Source organism: Bradyrhizobium sp. USDA 4354 (genome assembly GCF_054060315.1).
Map to the genome: position 1 here is coordinate 6488271 of NZ_JBSSDC010000001.1, position 19924 is coordinate 6508194.

Genomic DNA, 19924 nt, shown 5'->3' on the forward strand with positions numbered 1-19924 from the left:
ATATTTTGGATGTCGGCGAGGGCCGCGACGTGCCGTCCTCGCCGGCATTGATTGATGCTAAAGCGGAATGGCTCTAGGTTGGATCGATTGCCAGAGGCTCGGTGCAACCTCTCCCGCTTGCGGGAGAGGTCGCGCCGAAGGCGCGGGTGAGGGCTTTCTCCTCTTGGCGATTGTCCCATTGCGGAGACACCCTCTCCCCAACCCTCTCCCGCAAGCGGGCGAGGGAGCGCACCTCCTTGGTTGCTGCATCGAACCCAATCTCATCGCGCTCTAAAGCGTCTTCATCTCGACCTTGCCGTCGTTGATCTCGATGAGATAGACGTTCGGCTGGCTCTGCCCGCTCTCCTTGCCCTCGGGCCCGGACTTGCGGAACACGATGTCGCCATTCAACCCCTTGATGTTGATCTGCCAAAGCGCGGCCTTGATCGCAGCAGGCTCGGCCTTGCCGGCCTTCTCGATCGCCGCTGCAGCAGTGCGGATGCCGTCATAGCCGCGAAAACTCTCGGTGCAGCCGGCGAACTCGAAGCCGCGCTTCTTCCATTCCGTGATGAAATAGTTGGTGGCTTCCGGGTTCGGCGTCTTGTCCGGGAACCAGGGCAGGAAGGTCGTCAGATGCATGGTGCCGTTGGCGGCAGCTCCCGCCTGGGCGATGATCTGATCCGGGTTCTGCGAGCCGCCGGTGGTGATGATGCGCTTCTTCAGGCCGAGCGCAGCCGCCTGCTTGAAAATCAGGGTGAGCTGATCGACCGCGGTGGTGACGATCACCGTCTCTGAATCCGAGCTCTTGATCTTGGAGAGCTGCGCGCTCATGTCCTGCGCGCCCTGATCCATGGTTTCGATGAGGCCAATGGTGATGCCCTTGTCCTTCATCATCTTGCTGAAATCCTCGGCGGTGCCGCGGCCCCAGTCGTTGTTGATGACGAGGAAGTCGACCTTCTTGAGCGCGAGCTTGTCGACGATGCCTTTGAACGCGGCCGCTTCCACCGCTGACGGCGGCGAAATGCGGAAGATGAAGGGATTTCCGGTCGTCGTGATCTTGCCGGAGGACGAGGTCTCCACCACCATCGGCGTCTCGTACTCAATCAGCTTCGGCATTACCGCGAGCGTCAGGCTCGAGCCCCAGGCGCCCATCAGCACCGGCACCTTGTCGCTGGTGATGAGCTTCTCGGCGACAGCGGCAGCTTCCGTCGGGTTGCTCTTGTTGTCCTCGATCACCAGCTCGATCTTCTTGCCGAGGATGCCGCCCTTGGCGTTGATCTCGTCGGCGGCGATCTTGGCGCCGTTGACGACGTAAGTGCCCGATGCCGCGAACGCGCCGGTGAGCGGCTCGTTGACACCAATCTTGATGGTCTGCGCCCCTGCTGTCCCGCCGAACAACGCCGTCGCCAGCGCGATTGTCCGAACCAGTCCGAGTGCTCGTGTCATGTTGTCTCTCCAAATCCCACGCTGTTGATGTCTAGTCAGTCCAGGCTTCGTCGCTTCCCAATGTGCGAGCACACCGTCACCCCGCCCCGCTCCGGCGGCCAAGGATGCGGGCGATCCGTGCGCGCAAAACGTCTGATGCAATCGACCAGAAGCTGAGCTCCGCCGGCGTCCCCTGCCCTGACGGCACACCGGACATGTGGCGATCGAGATTGGCGGCGAAGTCCGCGGTCAGGCGCCGGGCGAGATCGCGCACCAGGCCGGGCCGGCCGACCTGGGCCAGCATTCCCGTGAGCGTGTAGCCGATCGACAGTTCGACCGCGGTCGCCGCACCGCCTTCGAGCGGCAGCAGGCGATAGCGGATCTCGCCCTGCGTCGCCGAATGGCTGCGCTGGTCGGTGCCGATGCCGACGATGCGGCCGGACAGTGTTGCGGGATCGCGCTCGACCCGCGCGGCGCCCGCGAAGGCTGCGGCGATCGGCCCGAGCCTAACGCGGATCAATCCTTCCACGCGCTCAGGGCTCGGTGTTCCCGTCAGCGATACGCCGGGGAGGCAGGCCGCGATACCTGCGATGTCCTCAAACATCGCGAACACGTTGGCCGGCGGATGCGCAAGCATGAAACGCTGGTCGAGAACGGTTGCTGGGATGAAGTCGGGGATGCTGCCCGGCGCGGCACTCTCTGATGCCGGAGCCAACGCCTGCTGCGCAGGCCGCTCGCTGCGGCCAGTTGTGGCGCGCCCCGACCCGACGGGGCCGAGGCAGGTCCGTCCGCTACCTGCCTGCGGCGCGATGTTGCGCGCGCGCCGTGCCTTGATCACGGACTGCACCGCGCGCACGATGCCGACATAGCCGGTGCACCGACAGAGATTGCCGCTGAGGCCGATGCGAATGCGGCGCTCGTCGGCGTCGGGCAGACGCAGCACCAGGTCGCGCGCAGAGACCAGCATGCCGGGCGTGCAATAACCGCATTGCAGGGCATGCTCGCGGGTGAAGGCGGCGCGCAGCTCGGCCGTGACCTCGTCCTCGTCGAGGCCTTCGATCGTGGTGACGTGGGCGCCCTCGCAGGCCACCGCATAGGTGATGCAGGAGCGCGCCGGCACGCCGTCGAGCAGCACGGTGCAGGCGCCGCAGACGCCGTGCTCACAGCCGAGATGCGTGCCGGTGAGATCGAGCTTGTCGCGGACAAAATCGGCAAGGCTGGTGCGCGGCTCGGCCGATAGCTCCACCGCGTGGCGATTGACCTGAAGCGCGATCGTATTCATGCCGCGGCCTCCTGCACGGCGCGCTTCAACACGCTGACATGGATATGGCGCCGCGCGGCGTCGTCGATGCCGGCTTTTGCGAGAAGGGCGTCGGCGACGCGGACATCGAAACGCTGCTTGTAGTCGGCGGCGATCCGGCCGCCGAACAGCTCCGCTGCATCGGTCAAGACGATGGGCGCCGTATCGATGGCACCGATCACGACGCGCGCCGAGGCAGCGGCCGGATCAATCAGCACTGCGCCGATAGCATGGGCAAACTCACCGGTCTTGCGGCAGCTCTTGGCATAGCCCCAATGCGCCGAGGCCGCGCGCGTCGGCACGTGGATCGCCTCCACGATCTCGCCGGCGTGCAGCGCGGATTCCAGCGCACCGACGATGAAGGCTTCGATCGCCAACGAGCGCGCACCGGCAAGGCTGCGCAGCCTCACGCGCGCGCCCAAGGCCGCCAGCGCCGAGATCCAGTCTGCGGCGGGATCGGCATGGCCGAGCGAGCCGCCGATGGTGCCGCGATTGCGCACGGCGCGATAGGCGATGTTGGCCGCGACGCCGCGCATGGCGCCGCGGGTCACGTCGGCCGCGCGGCCGTCCTCGATGTCTGCATGGGTGACCAGGGCGCCGAGCACAAGCTCGCTGCCGGACATCTCGGCGCGCTTGAGCTCGGCAAGGCCGGAAATGTCGACGATCAGCTCCGGCTGCACCAGCCGCAGATTGAGCATGGGACCGAGCGACTGGCCGCCGGCGATGATCTTCGCCGACCCGTTGCTCGCGGCCAGCATCGATAGCGCCGCATTGAGATCGCGCGGACGCTCGTAAGCGAAGGGAGCCGGTTTCATGCCGCGCTCCTCTCAGTCGCGCGCGCGGCCAGCACCGCCGCGACGATCCGACGCGGCGTGATCGGCGACTGCATCAGCTCGACGCCGAGCGGGCGCAGCGCGTCATTGACGGCGTTGGCGATCGCGGCCGGCGGCGCGATCGCTCCGCCCTCCCCGATGCCTTTCACACCGAACTGCGTATAAGGCGACGGCGTCTCCATGTGATCGAGGCGCGCGGCCGGGACCTCGGTCGGGCCGGGCAGCAGGTAATCCGCGAGCGTCGTCGCCAGCGGCTGGCCGGAGGCATCGAACGGCATTTCCTCGTAGAGCGCGGTGCCGATGCCTTGCGCGAGGCCGCCATAGATCTGGCCATCGACGACGAGCGGATTGACCAGCACGCCGCCGTCCTCGACGATCACGTAGTCGAGGATCTCGACTTCGCCGAGATCGGGATCGACGGCGACGACCGCTGCGTGGGCAGCGTAGCTGAAGGTGCCGCTGTCGCGTACGGGCTTGTAGCCTTGCGTCACCTCAAGCCCGCCCGGATCGACGTCGGCCGGCAGATCCTGCGGGCGGCGATACCAGGTGTGGGCGATCGCCTTCAGGCTGACGCTGCCGTTGACGCCGCGCACCTCGCCGTTATGCAACACCACGGACGCGGGATCATGCTGCAACAATTTGGCCCCGATGCGCCGCGCGCGTTCGCCGAGCTCGCGGCAGGCGGTCGCGACCGCGCCGCCCGCCATCACCATCGAGCGCGAGCCCCAGGTGCCGGTCGAATAGGGCGTCATCGCGGTGTCGCCGAGGATGATGCGGATCTTCGCGATGTCGACGCCGAGGATCTCATGCGCGACCTGGGCGAGCGTGGTCTCCATGCCCTGCCCGTGCGAATGCACGCCGACGCGGAGCTCAAGGCCGCCGTCCGGCGTCAACCGGGCCGATGCCTGCTCATGGCCTGGCACCATCGGAATGCCCCAGCCGGCATAGACCGATGTGCCGTGCGCCGCCTGCTCGCAATAGATGGAGACACCGACGCCGATGCGGCGGCCGTCGGCCTCGCCCAGGCTTTGCTTTGCGCGAACGGAATCGATGTCGATCGCGGTGAGCGCTCGACGCATCGCTTCCGGATAATCGCCGCTGTCAAAATGCTTCTTGGTAATGTTATCGAACGGCATCTGCTCGGGCAGCACCAGATTGCGCAGCCGCACTTCACCGGGCTCGAGGCCGGCTTCCGCCGCCACGAGGTCGAGCATCAGCTCCAGCGCGAAACAGACGCCGGTGCGCGCCACGCCGCGGTACGGCAGAATAGGGCATTTATTGGTGGCGACCGAGAAGGTGCGGCAGCGATAGGCCGGCATCTTGTAGGGACCGGGCAGGATGCTCGCGACCTGGGCAGCCTCGAGACAGGCGGAGAACGGATAAGACGAATAGGCGCCGGAATCGACGGTCGCCTCGCAATCGATACCGCGCAGCGTGCCGTCACGGTCGGCATAGACCGTGATCTTGTAGTGGTGCTCGCGGCAATTGGAACTGGCGACGAGGTGCTCGCGTCGGTCTTCGAGCCAGCGCACCGGGTGGCCGCAGCGCATGGTCAGCCAGGACAGGCAGACCTCTTCGGGCAGCAAAATGCCCTTGTGGCCAAAACCGCCGCCGACGTCGGGCGAGATGACGCGGATCTGCCCCTCCTCCATGCCGAGGCATTCGGCAAGGCCGCTGCGGGTGATGTGCGGCATCTGCGCCGCGGAATGCAGCGTGAGCTGGTCGAGCCGGCGAGCAAAGGTCGCGACTACGCCGCGGCCTTCCAGCGGCGACATGCATTGCCGCGCGGTCGAGATTTCGCGCGACACCTTGATCGGCGCGTCGAGGGCGGCGGAAATGTCGACCTCGTAGTTGGTCTCGAGGAAGACGTTGTCGCCCCAATGCTCGTGCACCAGCGCCGAGCCGGGCTCGCGCGCCTTCAGCATGTCATGGATCGCCGGCAGCTCCTCCAGTTCGAGCGTCACGGAGGCCGCGATGTCCTCCGCCTCGGCGCGCGTCGGCGCGAGGCACATCGCGACGAGCTCGCCGACCTGGCGCACCTTGTCGGTCGCCAGCACCGGCTGCTCCGAAATCTTGAAGCCTGGCAGTCCCGACACCGCGCGGATCGGCTTGATGCCGACGAGGTCCGCGGCAGTGAAAACACTGCCGCGATGACGCTCGGGCACGTGGATGCTGCGGATCCGCGCATGCGCCAGCGGGCTGCGCACGAAAGCAACGTCCTGAAGGCCGGCGAGCCTGACGTCGCCGACATACTGGCCGCGGCCGCGCATCAGGCGGTCGTCCTCCTTGCATGGCAGCCGTGCGCCCACGCCCTGCCCGGACTTGCCCGAAGGAAACTCTCGCTCGTTGCGCAACTCCGCGTCCTCCTTCACCGCATGGCCTTATGCCGCAACGGCTTGCGGCAGGATCGGCGCGACCGCGTCGAAGCGCGTGCCGGCGCGCAGGCAGAAGGCGGGCTGCAGCAGACGCTCGGCGATCACCTCGTTCTTCTCGTTGTCCTTGAGAACGAAACGGCCGTTCTGCTCCGCGAGCACGGAGACATCGGCGTCCATGCCGACCTTGAGTGCGCCGATCTCGGCGCTGCGGCCGAGCATCTTGGCGGGATTGGAGGTGACCATCGGCACCACCTGCTCCAACGACAGGCCGAGCGCCATCATCGAGCTCATCGCCTGCACCAGGCTGAACTTGGCCTGGCCCGCAAAGGGATGATTCTCGTCATCCTCATGCTGGTCGGGCGTTCCGGCCGGCGCGGGCACATGGGTGTTGTAGCCGTGGATGTCGGCACCCAGCGTGGTCGGAATGATGCCGGCGGCGATCGCCTTCCTGGCGAGCCGATAGGAGAAGTGGCTGCCGTGGCCGACATCGACCTTCAGGCCACGGTCGAGCGCGGCCTGGATCACCGGATGCACCTCGCCCTCGCGGTTGACGAAGCCGCCGGGATGGCGCGTGAAGGGATGGGCGAGGATGTCGCCTTCGCGCAAAAGCGGGATCACGCGGGTGAGAATGGTGTCGGCATCCTCCCCATTGGCGCCGCTCTCGGGCAGACCCCAGAGCTGGCCGAAATGCACATAGACCGGCAGGTCGGCGCGCTTGCCGATCTCCGCCGCCATCTCGATGACGCGAATGCCCCAGCGCGCGAAGCCGCCGATCTCGGCATGCGCCTTGATCCCGCGCACGAGGTCGAGATTGGCCGTCGCCGCCTTGACGGTCGCATCGATATCGACGCCGTCGGGGCTGTAGAGCTGCGGATAGAAATGCCCTTCGAGGCCGCCGACCAGATAGGCGGAGATAAACGCATAGACGCGCGAGGCAGCAGGCTCGGCGATGAAATGACGAAAGCCCGGCAGCGTCATGCAGGACGGGCCGCCCTGGTCGACCAGCGTCGTCACGCCCGACTGCACGCCGACCATATCGGGGTTCATGCCGAAGCGGCCGGAGACATATTGATAGACATGGGCGTGGGTGTCGATCAGCCCGGGCAGCACCAGCTTGCCGCCGACGTCGACGACCTCCTTCGCGCTGGTCGGCAGGATGTCCGCTGCGACCGCCGCGATCTTGCCGTTGCGGATGGCGACGTCCTTGAGGCCATCGACGCCGGAGGCCGGACAGATCACGCGACCGCCTCGCAGCAGAAGGTCGAAGCTGGCTGTGACGGACATGGCGTTCTCCTCTCCTTGCACGGGCAGTGGCTTCGCCCGAGTTACGAAGCATGCTCCATTACGAAGCATGCTTCGCATTTTGACAATACGAAGCATGCTTCGTATTTTGACAAAAGCAAGCTTCGTGCCATGATCCTGTTGTGGCGAGCGCGTCCGAATCGAGCTATGCGCGACGGAGTTTTGGGTTGGGAGAGCGTGCATTGCGGCAAGCCGGGAAAAGTCGCAGCGGGAGCAGGCACCGCCCCTGGCCATTGGCGGAACGGCCCGGATATCTGATCCGCCGGCTGCACCAGATTCACGTCGCGCTGTTTCAGGAAGCCTGCGGCGCGTTCGAGGTCACGCCGCTGCAATACAGCCTGCTCTCGGCGCTGGCGGTGCGTAAAACCGCCGATCAGACCACTTTGGCGGCCGATATTGCGCTGGATCGCACGACAACGACCGGAGCCTTGAAACGGCTGGCCGCACGGAACCTGGTCGAGCGCGCCGTGAACAAGGACGATCGCCGCGCGCGCCTGTGCCGCCTGACACCTGAAGGCGCCGCGCTGCTGGTCAAGATCGAGGGTGCAGCGCGGCGGGCGCATCGCGCGACGCTTGGCGATTTGAGCCAGCGGGAACGGGCCCTCTTCATCGAGATGATGCAGCGCATCGTGGCCGGCAACCCAAGTCGCGACAGTTCCGCTGCCCTATTCGACTAGACGCGCTGCTGCGCTTTTGAGTTGGGCTGCTCAATTTATCATCGTACCGCTGCCCGCGCGTGCAACGTCCGCCGCCTCTCACCTGCACATCGGATGTGCCGCGGCGAGCCGGCGCGTGGGATCCGCCAGCGCTTGAAAACGCAGGAGCAATCCGGCGCGACGCGCGCGACCGCCGGCTTCGATCCCGCCTGCTCGATTGCACCTCAATTCAATGGCACGATTTATGCTGCGATGATGCGAAGCGTGCTTCGTATTGGGGGATGTCATGACGGATTCCGAACTTCGCGCTGATATTCACAGCATCGAGCCAATTCCCGATGCGGACCGGGACTCGACCGGGCCGCAGCAGATGTGGATCTGGGCGGGCGCCAACATCGCGCCGGTCAACTGGGCGCTCGGCGCGCTCGGCATCATCCTCAAGCTCGGCCTGATGGAGACCATCGCGGTCATCGTGCTCGGCAACATCGTGGGATGCGCGATCTTCGCGACGTTCACGGTGATGGGACACAAGACCGGCGTCAACCAGATGGTGCTGAGCCGGTCCGCCTTCGGCGTCCGCGGCGCCTATCTGCCCAGCATCCTAATGTTCCTGATGACGCTGGGCTGGATCGGCGTGAACACCTATTTCCCGGTGAAGGTCTCGATGGGCATCCTCGGCCAGTTCGGCGTGCCCGACACCTGGCTGGTCGAGATCGTCGTCATCACATTGGTGATGGCAGTGCAGGTGCTGATCGGAATCTACGGCTTCTACGCAATCCGCACTTTCGAGAAATACACGGTGCCGCCGACCATCGCCATCATGGTGCTGATGAGCGTGCTGGCCTGGACGCGGCCGGGCGTCGTCAATTGGAGCCTGACCACCTCGCTGCCGCCGGGCGCGCATCTTGCGATGCTGACGCTGCTGATGACCGCGATCGGCGTCGGCTGGGGCATTTCCTGGGTCACCTGGGCCTCCGACTATTCGCGCTTCGTGCCGCGCAGCACATCCTCGAAGTCCGTGTTCTGGTACAGCTATGTCGGCATGTTCGTGCCGACGGTCTGGCTCGGCATCTTAGGTGCGACCATCGCCTCGACGACGCTGGACACAGACCCCGCAAAAATGGTCAGCGCGGTGTTCGGCGGGCCGGTCAGCATCCTCGTCTTGCTGATGGTGCTGCACGGCCCGATTGCCACCAACATCCTCAACGTCTATTCGGCGACACTGGCGGCGCTGAGCGCGGGACTGAAGTTCTCGCGTTTCTGGCTCACCGTCATCGTCGGCGTCGCCGGCTATCTGGTCACGCTCTACTTCATCTTCGCGCCGTCCTTTGCGAAGGCGTTCGACAACTGGATGATCAGCCTCTTGCTGTGGATGAGCCCGTGGGCCGGCGTGGTGCTCGCGGACTTCTTCATCAAGCGCAAGGGCAAGATCGACGTCGCCGAGCTCTATCGCTCGCCGGAGACCAGCGCCTATGGCGACATCAACTGGGCCGGCATGATCGCCTTCTTTGCGGGCCTCGTTGCCGGATGGCTGGTGGAGGACGGCCTCGTCGGTGCGCTGCAGGGACCGATCTCGATCAACCTGCTCGGCGGCGCCGATCTGAGCTGGCTGTTCGGAATTGGCGTGGCGGGCCTCGTCTATCTTGGGCTCGGCAAGTTCGCGACCTCCCCCTCACCGGTCGTTGCGAGCAGTGCCGGCAGGTAGCGGCAGGGCACGGGACCTCGTCCTGCGATCAGGCCTTCCGGCCAAGCCTCACGATCATGTCGCCGGGCCCAGGTGCTGCCGAGTGCGTGGCAGCGTCTCGACGAGCACCGATGCTGCGGAGCCTCATCCCCGGGGAGACCGCCACCGGGTCCGCGCAGAGCGCGGCCCGATGACAGGCTCCGCGGTCGTCTCGCCTCAAATGGCGGGGCACGCGCGCCGCGCGTTTGGAACACCGCGCCATGAGCGGCGTTCAATCTCCAAATTGGAGACTTGAGATGAAATATCGATTGCGCACTGTTACCGCCGCTCTCGCGATCATGGCCGGCTTCGCCTCCTCGAGTGCCGCGGTCGCGCAAGATCGCTATTGCCTCCAGGGCCGGATCTGGGGCTATCCAGGCAACTGCCAGTTCGCCAGCTACGGTCAGTGCATGGCAAGCGCATCGGGAACGGACGCCTATTGCGGCGTCAATCCTCGCTACGCCTATGCACGCCGTTACTGGGGATACCGGTGATCAGCCCGGCCTCCACACCGGCAATTGGCGCCCGTCTTGACTGACCGTGCAGCTGAGCCGGGCGGCGTGACGGCCGCAGAGCGCCCTCTCACCGCCATCGCGTTCTCCGGCGGTCTCGGCCTCGGCGCGTATCATGGCGGTGTGTTTGAAGCGCTTACCTCCCTTTTGTTGCCGATCGATTGGGTGACCGGGTCATCGACAGGGGCCATCACCGCCGCACTGATCGCGGGGAGCCCGAGCGCCGATCGGCTGCGCAATTTGCGCAGCTATTGGCATGCGCCAAGCGGTCCAGCCAGAGTGCCGAACGCGGGCCGCCATACGTTCGCCTGGCTGAGCTCGATCAACACGCGCGTGCTGGGTCACTCGGGCTTCTTCCATCCCCGCCTTCCGATTCCGGCATCTCACTTCAGCGGCCTGTACGATCTCGGCCCGACCCGCGAACGCCTTCAGCGCTTGATCGATTTCGGGCTTCTGAACGGCGGCGATCCGCGCATCACGATCTGCGCCACCGACGTCGAAAGCGGCGATGCCGTGCTGTTCGACTCGTCGTCGGAGCGGATCGAAATCGACCATATCCTGGCCAGCTGCGGATTCCTTCCTGAATTCGCTCCGGTGCAGATCGCCGGCCGATGGCTCGGCGATGGCGGGTTCTCGCTGAATGCGCCATTCGACCCGGTCCTCGAAACTGCGGGCCCGCTCCGCCTCTATGTCATCGATCTCTTTCCGCGCGACGGCAAGGTCCCTGACGGGCTGGAGGCCGCGGCCGAGCGCAAGAGCGACCTGACCTTCGGCAACCAGACCTTCCAGCGCCTTGGCTACGCCCTGGAGGCCCGTCAGCTCCGTGCCGAACTTCAGGACCTCGACTACGACGACGAGGTCTATCTGCTGAGTTACCGGCCGGGCCGCGAGGAAGCAGGCCCCGAAAAATCCTTCGATCTGTCGGAGGAGGCCATGGCACAGCGCTGGCGGGCCGGCTTTCTGGACATGCAGTATGCGGCACGCCTCGCCCCGATCCCGAACGGGATCTGCAGTGTGCGGCGGCCTTAGCGATGTCGCTCAACGGCAGGGAGCGAGCTGCTCTCTATGTTTCGGTCGAGGCACTGGCGAATGTCGCGCAGCAGCCGCGTGAGACCGTCATCGGCCGCAATGCCGTCGGGCGGCGCAATGGTGGTGATGCCCCAGTTCGCGAGCACAGCCTCCTGCACCGGGTTGCGCTGCCCGACGAACACGAAGGATTTCGGCCGGTCCTGGCTGTACCCGGACTCGTCCCAGATCTGCCAGATCCGATGCAGCAGTAGCCGGATATTCGGGTCGGACATGCTGTATCCGATGAAGAGCAGCGTGCTTCCGAGCGCATCGGCGCGAAACCGGATATCGAGCGGGGAATTGAAGGCCAGCCGATTGAGAAAGTCGGTCTCGGTCAGAACGAGCGAGGCATCGTCGTCGAAGTCGCCGTGGAACTTGATAATGTGAGTGACACCGGCGCCGGCGCTCGCGATCTCCTTCGCGTTGCTGATCTTCGTGTAGGGTCTTTTCAGGACATCGAAGGCGGTTTCGAGATTGCGGTCGTAGTTGGTGGTGTAGATGACCGGAAAATCCAGTTCGACGATCATCCGGTGAAGCTCTGATGCCGCGATCTTCTCGGGATCGACACGCCAATTGCGGTCGAGCCAGCTGCGGAGCGGGCCGATTCCGCCGCGCTTCAGCCGATAGTATTCCGCGAGCATCTGATAGCCGCCGTGCATGCCGTCGATGACATTGCGTTCGAGACCGAGATCGTCCAACAGATGGTCGATCAGGTACTGCCAGGACGGCAGGCCGACCGTCATCGAGACGCCGGCGCCGACGAACAAGACCGCGCGGCGTCGCTCGATCGCCGTTGCCAGGATTTCATGGGGCGGCCGCTGCTCGGATATGAGCTCTCTGGTTCGTTGGTCCATCCAGCTTGAATGACTGGGCGGGCGGCGGGTTCCTAGAGCATGACCACCGCTGCCGCCTGGCGGCGAGGACGCGTTCCTCCGTTTGCGCCGCGAAGCGAACGCGCATGCGGCGGACCTACGCCTTGTGCACCAGACGCGCCGCTCTGCCGAGCCCGAACCTTACGACGATGCAGATCACGATTGGACAGCTGACATACCGGCATCCCAATCATCCGCTAGCATCCCTTGCAGATGCTTTTGATCTTTCGACCAACGTCGGAGTCCCGCGAGCTCTCCGACCGAATCTCGTCGTCGCCTTGCAGCGAGGGACCCGCGGTGACGGTGCCGTCAATGCGTCCGATGTTGGCGCCCCCCGCTGGATTGCCGGGTCGCCCCACGGTGGTCGATCCCCGTGGGCCAGCGCCACCGCCAGCTTGGGCGGTTCCGGCCGCGTTGGTTCCGGGACCCGTGGCTGCGCCGCCGCCCGTACTCGCTCCTCCGCTACCGTCCCCCTGCCCCGACGCCGGGCCAGTCGAAGCGGTCGCCAGGGCAACGAGCAGCATGAGACCCGAATTCGGTATCCGCATCGAACTTCTCCGGCCTGATCGCTCTTAGCTCCCGTGGCGACGGCCACTTGTGGGGCAGCCTTCACATGGAGCAATGAGTTGGGCAGTGGGGTCGTTCCCGAGCCAATCGTCGCAGCGCGAACGAATAAAAAGGCGCAAGGAATTCCGAAAAGGATCGGATCGACACGAGCGGCCGGCGGTCACCTGGAGCGTCGGCAGAACTCGAATGCGCGCCAATGAGCGGCACGCTCCTATAAGCTGTCGAGATCATGAATGATCGGCCGCAGCGGGCCGCGCCGATTGAGCTCGAGCGTTGCCAGCGTAATCGGCAGCTTGAAGCGTCGCTTCCCTGCACTCCCCGGATTCAGGTAGAGCACGCCTTCGGCGGTCTCGATCCGCACGCGGTGGGAATGGCCCGAAACCACGACGTCGATCCCAAGCTCCGCCGGACTGATCGCCAGCTCCTTGAGATCGTGCAGGACGTAGAAGCAGCGGCCGCCGAGGCGGACCGTTTGCGTTTCGGGAAAACGTTCAGCCCACCCGCCGCAATCGACATTTCCTCTGATCGCAGTCACCGGCGCGATCCGGCAAAGCGCGTCGATGACAGCCTGGGCGCCGATGTCGCCGGCGTGGATGATGTGGGAGACGCCGGCGAGGCAGCGCTCCGCTTCCGGCCTCAGCAGTCCATGCGTATCGGAGATCACGCCAATCCTGAACGTCATGTCAGATCATCGCTTCAATGCAGCACGTCCAGCGGCAGCCGGCCAATTTCCTCACCATCCTCGTTCGTGACTAAAATCGAGAAGTGACGGCCCTTGAGCTCGGGACGCTTCTCGAGCAGGCGCCTGGCGATCTCTTCGGCGACATCCATGGCCTTGATGTCATCCGGCAGCTCGGCGCCTTCTTCGTCTGCGACGGTTTTAGAATCCACCAAATCAAAATGATAGCGCGGCACGTCTGGCCTCGGTTTCCCGCAGGAACGCGTGGTCTCGAAGCTTCGTTCCGGCGTACGAGCCATCTACGGTCCTATGACCGCCAACAGGAACATCGCGGATCCCAAGACATTGCAACAGCGAGCATCGGCACCGGCCGCAACCTCGCGGCGTCCGGGCCTACGCCTTGCCGGAGCGGCGGCCGTAGCCGAGCTGCTCGCCTCACGCGCGGTGCCGCCTCAGTCTGGCGCGAGGTGCGGACGAGCGTCCCGCCCTCGATGCCGCGAGAGCCAGGCAGCCAGCGATCCCGATGACCACCAGCCCGATGCTGAGCACGCCGGCGGGTGGAATTTGCCTCCGCGCCAGCCAACCGCCCTCAACCGAGGTGCCCTGCGGACCAGCGTCGATCAAGGTGCCTTCGCTCCTCGGTGCAGGACGCGCGCGCGACAGCAGCCAGCGGAATGCCGCTCCGAGGATGTTCTCGGTGATCTCAGGGGCAATCGCATAGGCCAATTGGCCAGCACGCGCTGGCCACCCAACGGCCACCTCGTCACGAGGCGCGCGGACGAGGCGCACGAACGTCTGCGCCACGTCCTCGGATTGATATAGCAGCGGACCCGGATCGAGCCGCCGCCCGGTGGTGTTGGCGACGTGGACGAAGCCTGGCGTATCGACCATGGCGGGGAAGACGCCGCAGACGTGAATATTGGGATGGGCACGGAGCTCCTGACGCAAGCTTGCGGTGAAGCCGCGCAGGCCGAACTTGCTGGCGCTGTAGGCTGCGGCAAAGGGCGTCGGCGCCCAGCCGCCAAGTGAGATGTTGTTGATCAGGACACCGCGGTTCTGGCGGAGGAAGATCGGAAGCACGGCGTAGGCGCCATGCATGGTGCCGAGCAAATTGACCTCGATCGTCCTGCGATGAAGCGCGATATCCGCGTCCTGATAGGCCCCGAACACGCCTGTGCCGGCGTTGTTGATCCAGACGTCGATGCCGCCGAACGCCTCTTCGGCCGCTCTGGCCAGACGCTGCACGGCTTCCGCATCGGTGACGTCGGTCGGAACGGCCAAGGCGCGGCCTCCGAGCGCTTCACATTCGCCAGCAAGGCGCGTCAGGACTTCGCCGCGACGTGCCGCGAGGACCACGCTTGCGCCGTTGCGGGCAAAAGCCAGCGCCGCGGCACGGCCGATTCCACTGGAGGCGCCGGCGATGACGACGCGCGTGCCGACCATCCGCCCCGGCTCGGCTCCCGAGATGCCCGCGGGAAGCAGCCAGCGCAGCGATCGCCGCAGGCGCGCGGTTCCCTGTGTTTCGAACCAGTCGCCATGCGCGAAGATCACCCGCTCCGGAGCCAGCTTCACCAGCCGCTCGGCCGCAGCCTGCGCCGAACGGCCGCCGAGGCGCAGCAGAAGCCGTAGATAGACCGGCGCCTTCCCGTCCGGCTTGGTAATCCCGAGCAGGTTCGCCGCGGCCGCATTGGACGCGCTGAGGCGATGGGCCTCGAGGTTCTGCACGAGATCGGTCAGGACGAGCGTCCGGCTCCGCTTGTCGAACAGCTCGACCTCCGAGAACATCGGGGCATTCACCGACACGGTCTCGAGGTCGACGGTCCACTCCTTAGGTGTCGTGTCACCGAGTTCGCGATCGATACGGAGGCCGGCCGCTCGAACCTGCTTGCGCGCCGCAAGGCCGCGCGCCGCAAATGTGGCGGCCTGCGGCAGCTCCCTTTGCCAGCCGGGCAGGAACATCCAGTGCGCGACGTTCGGCGCCAGCAGGTACCTGATCGGGCCCAGCCGCCGCTCCAGCTCCTGGCGCAGATCCGGCGAATACCTGACCGGCGAATGCAGCACGAGGTCGCCGTTCGACAGGCGGATGACGGTCATGCGGACGGGCAGTTGCAGGCCGGCCGCGATGATCGGCTGATCGTCCACGGTCCAGATGTCGTCTGTCACCCGCGACAGGCACGCAGTCGACACGCCGGCGTCGGAACTTTGCATGCGCGTCTTTCCATTGCGAGGACTTTGCTCCAAATCGCGTGGGCGACCCTCGTTCCTCCTCAATATCCTGCCAATCACATCGCCGCGGTCGCTTGATCCGCTTCAAGGCGCGCCCGCAGCGCGTTGCGCACCTCGGCGATGGCATTGCCCCAATCGCCTGGCCGTCTTTGGTGAAACAGCCGCAGGCTCGGATACCAAAGCGAGTGCGCGCCGGATGGAGGCCAGCGCCAGTCGCAATCCGCATGCAGCAAGATCCAGGCTTCGCATCCGAGCGCGCCCGCAAGATGTGCGACCATGGTGTCGACGCAAACGAGGAGATCGAGCCGCCGCAGGCGATGGCCGAGGGCCACGATATCGGGTGTGCTGAGGTCCCGCGCTGCGATCCCGGCAAGCTCTTCGGCGCGCGCCCCGCGCTGCAGCGAGTACAGCGTGACGCCCGCCAAGGCGAGCTGACCCAACAGCGCGACGGGAACGACGCGCCGCTTGTCCCAATCGCCAACCTCCCAGACCAGGCCGACGGCCAGATCTCGCCCGGTTGGCGAGACGCGTCCGCCCGCTGGGGGCAACGTGACATAAGGTGCGGACATCTCGACCTGCTCCCTTCGCGCCCTGATGGCGTGCGGCACCTCCATGATCTCGATGTCGACCTCGAAATCGACCTCGGGCGCACCATCATGGAGCGGAATGGCCCGGTCCACTCCCGCCGCCCGCGCAGCGAGCGGCAACAGCTCGGCCTGACACCATAAGGTGACGCTGCGCGCGATCGCATGAAGCGGGCGCATGAACCGCAGAAACTGAATCGTGTCGCCAAGCCCGTGGTAGCAGCGAACCAGCACGTGCCTGCCACGCAGATCCTCACCGCGCCAGATCCGCTGAAGATGCCTCGGGCCGGTGTGCTTGGGCGGATGCGCGATCTGCACGAGGTCACGATCGCTGATCGCCCAGGCGCGCGCGAAGTCACCCGCCCGCATCGCCTCGGCCCAACCACCGGTCACCGCGCGGCTGCCGAGCTAGCGCCGCACGAATTTGTGGAATCGGCTCAGCTTGCCGTCCTTGGTCCGGTCCTGATGCAGGAACGCAATTCCGGCGGCATCGAACTTCTCGAAGAATTCGTCCCAGCCAATACGGTCGAGCGCTTCATCCGGCGGATCGAAATCGATGCGCAGGATGCCGGCATGCCCACCCTCTTCCGTTGCCTTCACCGTCGCCGGCTTGCCGCCCCGCTCTTCGGTCCATTTCCGGATGACGTCATGATTGGTTGTCTGTTGCCCTTCGCTAGTCTGTGCTCTGGACGCCATTTCGCACCTCGCTTGCTGCTACAGCCGCGCGATGAGCATCGCCATCGCGCCGCCCGTTGACCAACAAACGCGTCTCACATGGATTTGTTCTTTCGAAGCTCGACGCACACTCGTGCGCGCAGCATCATCTTCTTCATCTTCATCATGAAAGCTCTTCGTTCCCTGCAGGCGGCCCCGGATTCTATCCCATGTTAAGCTCGGCGCATTTTCACGGCCTGATTTGCTCGCGACGCGACGCTCTCATCTTCCTCCCAGGAACGAACAAACCTTCCGCACGTTCGCCGACGTACTTACACCGACGCCGCGTGTTTTCCGGAGGGCTTCATTCCATGCATTCCCGTCTTCAAGACAGGCGCCGCGTTCGCGTCGGGCTGGTCGGCGTCGGCAATTGCGCGAGCTCCTTCGTCCAGGGCCTCGCCTATTACCGGAACGCCAAATCGAACGAGCCGGTCCCGGGACTGATGAATGCCGACCTCGGCGGTTACCATATCAGCGACATCCAGATCGCGTCCGCCTTCGACGTCAACGCCAGCAAGGTCGGGCGCGATGTCGCCGATGCGATCTTCGCGCCGCCCAACAACACGCACCGTTTCGCCGACGTCGCGCCCACCGGCGTGATCGTGCAGCGCGGACCGGTCATGGACGGCATCGGGCACTACCTGACGGACGACGTTCCGATTGCGGACGTGCCGCAGGCCGATGTGTCCGAAGTCCTGGCGATGTCCCGCACTGATGTTTTGGTGTCCTATCTTCCGGTCGGCTCGCAACGCGCCAGCGAGTGGTATGCGGCCCGTGCCATCGAAGCGGGCTGCGGCTACGTCAATTGCATTCCCGTCTTCATCGCCTCCAATCCGGGGTGGCGGCGCCGCTTCGAGGAGGCTGGGCTGCCGATCGTCGGCGACGACATCAAGAGTCAGGTCGGCGCCACCATCCTCCATCGCGTGCTCGCCAATCTCTTCCGCGAGCGCGGGGTGCGGCTCGACCGCACCTACCAGCTCAATGTCGGCGGCAATACCGATTTCAAGAACATGCTCGAACGGGAGCGCCTGACCTCGAAGAAGATCTCCAAGACCCAGGCCGTGACCAGCCAGTTCGACGTCCCCATGGATCCAGACAACATCCATGTCGGGCCGAGCGACCACGTGCCGTGGCTCACCGATCGCAAGCTCGCCTTCATCCGCCTGGAGGGAACGACGTTCGGCGGCGTTCCCCTGAGCGCCGAGGTCAAGCTCGAGGTCTGGGATTCCCCGAACTCGGCCGGCGTCGTGATCGACGCGGTGCGCTGCGCCAAGCTCGCCATGGATCGCGGCCAGGCCGGAGCGCTGACAGGCCCTTCGAGCTATTTCATGAAGTCGCCGCCGCAGCAGTTTACCGACGAGGAGGCCGGACGGCGGACGCGCGCCTTCATCGACGACAAGGCGTATGCGTGATGGCCAGGATCATCCATCTCGCCCGGCACGGTCATCATGCCCTGCTCGGCCGCGTTCTGTGCGGCCGGATGAAGGGCGTCGAGCTCGACGATCTCGGCTGCGAGGAAATGGCTCGCTGTGTCGGGACCCTTTCGCCCCGACCAACGCTCATTCAATCCAGCCCGCAGCGGCGGTGCATGCAGTCGGCCAGCATCCTCGCCGCGCATTTCAGACTGCCGGTCGAGATCGTCCCCGCCCTCGACGAGCTCGATTATGGCGAATGGACCGGACGATCGTTCGACGATCTGGCGCCTGATTCACGATGGTCGCGCTGGAACGGGCGACGCGGCACGAGCCGACCGCCCGGCGGCGAGAGCATGCGGTCGCTTCAAAATCGCATCGTTGCTCATCTGGAGCAACTGCGCAGCGATCGCAATCTCGACATCGTCGTCGCCGTCAGCCACGCCGAGCCGATCCGCGCCGCGCTCCTGCACTATTCACGGATGCCGCTCGACGAGTTTCTCGCGATCGAGATCGATCCTGCCAGCATCAGCACGCTCCGCGCCGACAGCCGCGGCATGAAGATCACCGGGATCAACCAGCGGGTGCCGGCGTGAAGATCGTCATCTTCGGCCTGACAATCTCCTCATCCTGGGGCAACGGGCACGCCACCCTGTGGCGCGGCCTCTGCAAGCATCTTGCACGGTCGGGACATAGCGTCGTCTTCTTCGAGCGCGACGTTCCCTACTATGCCGGTGCCCGGGATCTCTACGAACTGCCCGGCGGCGAGCTCCGGCTGTTCTCGAGCTGGGACGATGTGCGGCAGACTGCAAGCGCCGACGTCCGTAGCGCCGACGTCGCGATTGTGACCTCCTATTGCCCCGATGCGATTGCGGCAACCGATCTGATCCTCTCCGAAGATCGCGCCGTTCCCGTGTTCTACGACCTCGATACTCCGATCACGCTGGCAAGGCTCCTGGCCGGCGAAGCCGTTCCTTATGTCGGCCCGCGCGGCCTGCGGGATTTCGATCTGGTGCTCAGCTTTACCGGCGGACCTCGCGTCGCGGATGAATTCCGCGACAGGCTGGGCGCACGCGACACCCGGCCGCTCTATGGTCATGTCGACACCGACATCCATCGGCCGGTCGCGTCCCAGCCGCATTATCGCGCCGATTTGTCCTATCTCGGCACCTACTCCGAAGATCGCCAGCGCACGCTCGAGACGCTTTTCGTCGCGCCCGCGCGGGCGCGCTGGGATCTCCGTTTCCTGATCGGCGGAGCGCAGTATCCCGAAAACTTTCCATGGTCGCCGAACATCTATTTCGTGCGGCACCTGCCGCCGCCTGAGCACGCACCATTCTTTGCCTCATCGCGGCTGACGCTCAATGTCACGCGGCGGGCCATGGCCGAAATGGGCTGGTGTCCGTCCGGCCGGCTGTTCGAGGCCGCGGCCTGCGGCGCGCCGCTGCTGAGCGACGATTGGCCGGGAATAGCCGACTTCTTCGCACCCGGAGAGGAGATCCTGATCGCACGCGACGAGCATGACGCGCTCGCCGCACTCGCGATGACGGATGCCGAACTCCGACGCATGGCCCGGCGCGCCTATGAACGCACCATGGACCAGCATACGTCCGACAAACGTGCGCACGAACTGGTCGTGCTGCTCGAGCAGACGGCATCGAGCCGCGTGGGCCGGCAACAGCCCGAGGAGGCCTGAT

General features: G+C 65.4%; 18 protein-coding genes. 7 read left to right on the top strand and 11 right to left on the bottom strand.

Annotated elements, in window-relative coordinates:
- Positions 1 to 270: 270 nt before the first annotated feature.
- The 5 genes from ACVIIV_RS30340 to ACVIIV_RS30360 all read right to left on the bottom strand — a co-directional run bounded on the left by ACVIIV_RS30340 (position 271) and on the right by ACVIIV_RS30360 (position 7196).
- On the bottom strand, positions 271 to 1425 hold the full coding sequence (locus ACVIIV_RS30340) for an ABC transporter substrate-binding protein (RefSeq protein ID WP_456747449.1): 1155 nt from the start codon (positions 1423 to 1425) through the stop codon (positions 271 to 273).
- A gap of 76 nt (positions 1426 to 1501) precedes the next feature.
- Positions 1502 to 2686, bottom strand: a complete 1185-nt coding sequence (locus ACVIIV_RS30345) for a xanthine dehydrogenase family Fe-S subunit (protein ID WP_456747450.1) — start codon at positions 2684 to 2686, stop codon at positions 1502 to 1504.
- The gene (locus ACVIIV_RS30350; RefSeq protein WP_456747451.1) at positions 2683 to 3519 is read right to left on the bottom strand and encodes an FAD binding domain-containing protein; all 837 of its coding nucleotides are present in this window, start codon (positions 3517 to 3519) and stop codon (positions 2683 to 2685) included. Before ACVIIV_RS30350 ends, ACVIIV_RS30345 begins: the two co-directional genes overlap by 4 nt.
- The gene (locus tag ACVIIV_RS30355) at positions 3516 to 5909 is read right to left on the bottom strand and encodes a xanthine dehydrogenase family protein molybdopterin-binding subunit (RefSeq protein ID WP_456747452.1); all 2394 of its coding nucleotides are present in this window, start codon (positions 5907 to 5909) and stop codon (positions 3516 to 3518) included. The genes ACVIIV_RS30350 and ACVIIV_RS30355 overlap by 4 nt, the downstream gene beginning before the upstream one ends.
- A gap of 9 nt (positions 5910 to 5918) precedes the next feature.
- Positions 5919 to 7196: an amidohydrolase/deacetylase family metallohydrolase gene (locus tag ACVIIV_RS30360; RefSeq protein ID WP_456747453.1), complete on the bottom strand. Its 1278-nt coding sequence runs from the start codon at positions 7194 to 7196 to the stop codon at positions 5919 to 5921.
- A gap of 251 nt (positions 7197 to 7447) precedes the next feature.
- On the opposite strand from ACVIIV_RS30360, the gene ACVIIV_RS30365 reads away from it, so the two are divergent.
- From ACVIIV_RS30365 to ACVIIV_RS30380, 4 genes are all read left to right on the top strand, one after another.
- A complete protein-coding gene (locus tag ACVIIV_RS30365) occupies positions 7448 to 7891 on the top strand; it encodes a MarR family winged helix-turn-helix transcriptional regulator (protein WP_456747454.1) in 444 nt (147 codons plus the stop codon).
- A gap of 265 nt (positions 7892 to 8156) precedes the next feature.
- The gene (locus ACVIIV_RS30370) at positions 8157 to 9575 is read left to right on the top strand and encodes a cytosine permease (protein WP_456747455.1); all 1419 of its coding nucleotides are present in this window, start codon (positions 8157 to 8159) and stop codon (positions 9573 to 9575) included.
- 275 nt (positions 9576 to 9850) lie between these two features.
- Positions 9851 to 10087 carry a DUF3551 domain-containing protein gene (locus tag ACVIIV_RS30375; protein WP_456747456.1) on the top strand — a complete coding sequence of 79 codons (237 nt, stop codon included), beginning with the start codon at positions 9851 to 9853 and terminating at the stop codon, positions 10085 to 10087.
- Between the two features lie 36 nt (positions 10088 to 10123).
- Positions 10124 to 11134, top strand: coding sequence for a patatin-like phospholipase family protein (locus tag ACVIIV_RS30380; RefSeq protein WP_456747457.1), 1011 nt, complete (start codon positions 10124 to 10126; stop codon positions 11132 to 11134).
- On the opposite strand, the gene ACVIIV_RS30385 is transcribed toward ACVIIV_RS30380, so the two are convergent.
- The 6 genes from ACVIIV_RS30385 to ACVIIV_RS30410 form a co-directional block, all read right to left on the bottom strand.
- A complete protein-coding gene (locus tag ACVIIV_RS30385) occupies positions 11131 to 12027 on the bottom strand; it encodes an SIR2 family NAD-dependent protein deacylase (protein ID WP_456747458.1) in 897 nt (298 codons plus the stop codon). The genes ACVIIV_RS30380 and ACVIIV_RS30385 overlap by 4 nt on opposite strands.
- A 796-nt stretch (positions 12028 to 12823) precedes the next feature.
- Positions 12824 to 13294 carry a metallophosphoesterase family protein gene (locus ACVIIV_RS30390; protein ID WP_456747459.1) on the bottom strand — a complete coding sequence of 157 codons (471 nt, stop codon included), beginning with the start codon at positions 13292 to 13294 and terminating at the stop codon, positions 12824 to 12826.
- Positions 13295 to 13308: 14 nt separating this feature from the next.
- Complete coding sequence (locus ACVIIV_RS30395; RefSeq protein ID WP_456747460.1) at positions 13309 to 13527, bottom strand: DUF6894 family protein; 219 nt, start codon at positions 13525 to 13527, stop codon at positions 13309 to 13311.
- Between the two features lie 199 nt (positions 13528 to 13726).
- On the bottom strand, positions 13727 to 15499 hold the full coding sequence (locus ACVIIV_RS30400) for an SDR family oxidoreductase (RefSeq protein ID WP_456747461.1): 1773 nt from the start codon (positions 15497 to 15499) through the stop codon (positions 13727 to 13729).
- Positions 15500 to 15573: 74 nt separating this feature from the next.
- Entirely contained in the window at positions 15574 to 16494 is a 921-nt protein-coding gene (locus ACVIIV_RS30405; protein ID WP_456747462.1) for a hypothetical protein, read from the bottom strand.
- 15 nt (positions 16495 to 16509) lie between these two features.
- Positions 16510 to 16797: a hypothetical protein gene (locus tag ACVIIV_RS30410; RefSeq protein WP_456747463.1), complete on the bottom strand. Its 288-nt coding sequence runs from the start codon at positions 16795 to 16797 to the stop codon at positions 16510 to 16512.
- 329 nt (positions 16798 to 17126) lie between these two features.
- On the opposite strand from ACVIIV_RS30410, the gene ACVIIV_RS30415 reads away from it, so the two are divergent.
- Genes ACVIIV_RS30415 through ACVIIV_RS30425 form a run of 3 tightly spaced genes read left to right on the top strand, consistent with a single transcriptional unit; the run spans position 17127 to position 19923 of the window.
- Positions 17127 to 18227, top strand: a complete 1101-nt coding sequence (locus tag ACVIIV_RS30415; protein ID WP_456747464.1) for an inositol-3-phosphate synthase — start codon at positions 17127 to 17129, stop codon at positions 18225 to 18227.
- Positions 18227 to 18823 carry a histidine phosphatase family protein gene (locus ACVIIV_RS30420; RefSeq protein ID WP_456747465.1) on the top strand — a complete coding sequence of 199 codons (597 nt, stop codon included), beginning with the start codon at positions 18227 to 18229 and terminating at the stop codon, positions 18821 to 18823. The genes ACVIIV_RS30415 and ACVIIV_RS30420 overlap by 1 nt, the downstream gene beginning before the upstream one ends.
- Positions 18820 to 19923 (top strand): CgeB family protein, encoded by a 1104-nt coding sequence (locus ACVIIV_RS30425; RefSeq protein ID WP_456747466.1) that lies wholly within the window; start codon positions 18820 to 18822, stop codon positions 19921 to 19923. Before ACVIIV_RS30420 ends, ACVIIV_RS30425 begins: the two co-directional genes overlap by 4 nt.
- The last annotated feature ends 1 nt before the right edge of the window (position 19924 follow it).